The organism is Microbacterium sp. B24 (assembly GCF_000333415.1).
GTDB lineage: Bacteria > Actinomycetota > Actinomycetes > Actinomycetales > Microbacteriaceae > Microbacterium.
Window position 1 is genome coordinate 1 of the sequence record NZ_BADB01000351.1, and the last position, 2,564, is coordinate 2,564.

At 70.0% G+C, this 2,564-nt stretch carries 2 protein-coding genes and 1 pseudogene; 2 read left to right on the top strand and 1 reads right to left on the bottom strand.

Features of this window, described 5'->3' with window-relative positions; all coding sequences use genetic code 11:
- A pseudogene (gene nadE / locus I5I_RS09065) lies at window positions 1–811 on the top strand (NAD(+) synthase); the annotation flags it as partial.
- Window positions 812–904: 93 nt separating this feature from the next.
- Here nadE and I5I_RS09070 read toward each other — a convergent pair.
- Window positions 905–1,492 carry a hypothetical protein gene (locus I5I_RS09070; protein ID WP_036318500.1) on the bottom strand — a complete coding sequence of 196 codons (588 nt, stop codon included), beginning with the start codon at window positions 1,490–1,492 and terminating at the stop codon, window positions 905–907.
- Between the two features lie 232 nt (window positions 1,493–1,724).
- Between I5I_RS09070 and I5I_RS09075 the strand changes: the two genes are divergently transcribed.
- Window positions 1,725–2,555, top strand: a complete 831-nt coding sequence (locus tag I5I_RS09075; protein WP_239640068.1) for a hypothetical protein — start codon at window positions 1,725–1,727, stop codon at window positions 2,553–2,555.
- Window positions 2,556–2,564: the final 9 nt, after the last annotated feature.

Here is a 2,564-nt window from a genome sequence, read left to right on the forward strand (position 1 = left end):
CGAGGCCATCGGCGCCTCCATCGAGACGATCGACATCCGGCCGATGGCCACCGAGCTGCTGACGGGCATCGGACACCCCTTCGCGAACGGCGAGCCCGTGTACGACGTGACGTTCGAGAACGTGCAGGCCGGGGCGCGCACCGACTTCCTGTTCCGCCTCGCGAATCAGAACGGCGGCCTCGTCGTGGGCACCTCCGACCTGTCGGAGCTCGCCCTGGGGTGGGCGACCTACGGCGTGGGCGACCAGATGAGCCACTACGCGGTGAACGCCGGGGTGCCCAAGACGCTCATCCAGCACCTCATCCGATGGGTCATCGCCCACGCCGGCGACGACGGCATGAGCCTGTCGCCGGCGGCGAAGGACGTGCTGCAGGCGGTGCTGGACACCGAGATCAGCCCCGAGCTGGTGCCCGCGGGCCAGGACGGCAAGGTCCAATCGACCGAGGACACCATCGGCCCCTATGCGCTGCACGATTTCGCGCTGTTCCACGTGCTGCGTTACGGCTTGCGCCCGTCGAAGATCGTCTTCCTCGCAGAGCACGCCTGGCGCGATGCGGATGCCGGTGCATGGCCGCCGGGCTTCCCGGCATCCGACCGCTACGGTTACGACCGCGAGACGATCGTGCGCTGGTTGCGCGTGTTCCTGACGCGCTACTTCGGCTTCGCGCAGTTCAAGCGCACCGCGATTCCCAACGGCCCGAAGGTGCTGGCGTCGGGTTCGCTCTCACCGCGCGGCGACTGGCGTTCTCCCAGCGACGGGAACGCCGCGGTGTGGCTGGCCGAGCTCGACCGCGCCTTCCCTGCCGCCTGAGCGCACCCGTGCCGCCCGGCCGCGGCGTTCGTCTGCCCCTTCTCGTCGCCTCCCCCCGCTCGGGTGCGACAGGACGGGACGGATGAAAACCGATCAGGCTGCGGGAAGGGTTCCGATCGCGATCGTGATCACCCAGCTGTCGCGTGAGGCGTCGACGAGCGTGTACTTCATGTTGCGGTCCGGGATCCAGCCCTTGAGCCGGCCCATGTCCAACCGCACGTTCTCGGGTGCGACGCGCACCCCGCGACCGTCGGCTTCGAGCACCGCCTGAACCCGGACCCAGTGCTGGAGCAGGTCGGGGATGTTGTTCGGATCGAACAGGTGCGAGTGCTTCTGCATGAGACGGATGTCAGCCGGCTCCGGGGTCATGTCGCGGATGTCGATGCCCAGCGGCAGACCCGGGTCGCAGATGGCGACGACCGTGGCGGCGCGGAAGCTCGCCGTGACGATGGCGATCGGCAGGTCCTCGCCGTCCCGCGAGGCGATCAACCGCGTGTGGTAGCCGAAGCCGCGCGGCGCCTCGCGCTCGATACGGATGTCGTTCATGTCGCAGCCGAGGCGGGCGGCGATGAGCTCCTTGGCGAGAAGACGGCGACGATCGTGGACGGTCGTGGCCGGGTCCCAGCCGAGTCGCGCGGCAACCGAGGGCGGAGTGTCGAGCAGAACCGAAGTGAGTGTCATGGCGTCCCTTTCATCGCGCGTCCCGCCGCGTGGGTGCACCGGCGGGATGCCGCGTGCTCCCATCCTGGCCCAGGATGGCACGTCGCGGTCGCCGGATGCGACGTGAGAAAGGCCGCGGACAGCTGACCGTGAACAAAGTCACAGTGAGTCGATAGGGTCGACATACCGCCGCCGCGCCCGCCGTCCCTCGGACGGGGCCGCGCGACGTCCCGAGACGACGAAGGAAGAGCAGATGTCGACACCCCCGCCCACGAATCCTCAGGATCCGGACGGCTCGGCCGCCGACGGGCCGGACGCGGTCACCCCCGACGCCGTCGACTCCACTCCGACCGAGGTCGCGCCTCCCGCGGCCCCGCCTGTCCCGCCCGCGCCCACCGGCGGATACGGAGACGCGTACGTCGCGCCGACGGCGCCTCCGCTGCCGCCGGAGCCCGGGCAGCCCACCGCGCCCTACGGCGCACCCACCGTCCCCTATGGCGCACCCACGGTCGCCTACGGCGCACCCACGCCTTCGTCTGTCCCCCCCTCGGGACCGCCGACGCCCGACACGCGGTCGAAGGCCATCGCGTGGACGGCACTCGGGCTCGCCGCCGGAGGCACGCTGCTCAGCATCATCGGCATCGTGCCGGTGCCCTGGGTGGGCCTGGTGGCCGTCCTGATCGGCGGCCTGCTGCTGCTGGCGGGCTTCATCTTCTCCATCGTCGGGCTCGCCGGAAAGCGCTACGGCGGAAAGCCCCTCAGCATCACGGCTCTCGTGCTGTCGCTGGTGGGCGCGACGATCGGCTCGTTCGCGCTCATTTGGTCGATCATCCTCGTCGGTGTCTCCTCGGCGGGCTCGTCGATCAGCGAGATGATGAGCACCCCCTCGCCCGTGCCTTCCGTCGAGGTCGACTCCGGCGGCATCCTGCCCGGAGAGGGCGACGGTTCCGCGCCGGCCACGGAGTCGGCCGCGCAGCAAGAGTTCATCGCCGATGTCCCGCCGAAGGTCAACCAGATCCTCGGAGAGGTCGATCCGACGGCGACGCCGGAGATCATCGAGCAGGTCTCCCCGACGAATCGCTGATCCTCATCG

Bases quoted from the DNA above. Each gene is read 5' to 3' on its own strand.
- I5I_RS09075 (WP_239640068.1), top strand. From the start codon at position 1,725: ATGTCGACACCCCCGCCCACGAATCCTCAGGATCCGGACGGCTCGGCC.
- I5I_RS09070 (WP_036318500.1), bottom strand. From the start codon at position 1,492: ATGACACTCACTTCGGTTCTGCTCGACACTCCGCCCTCGGTTGCCGCG.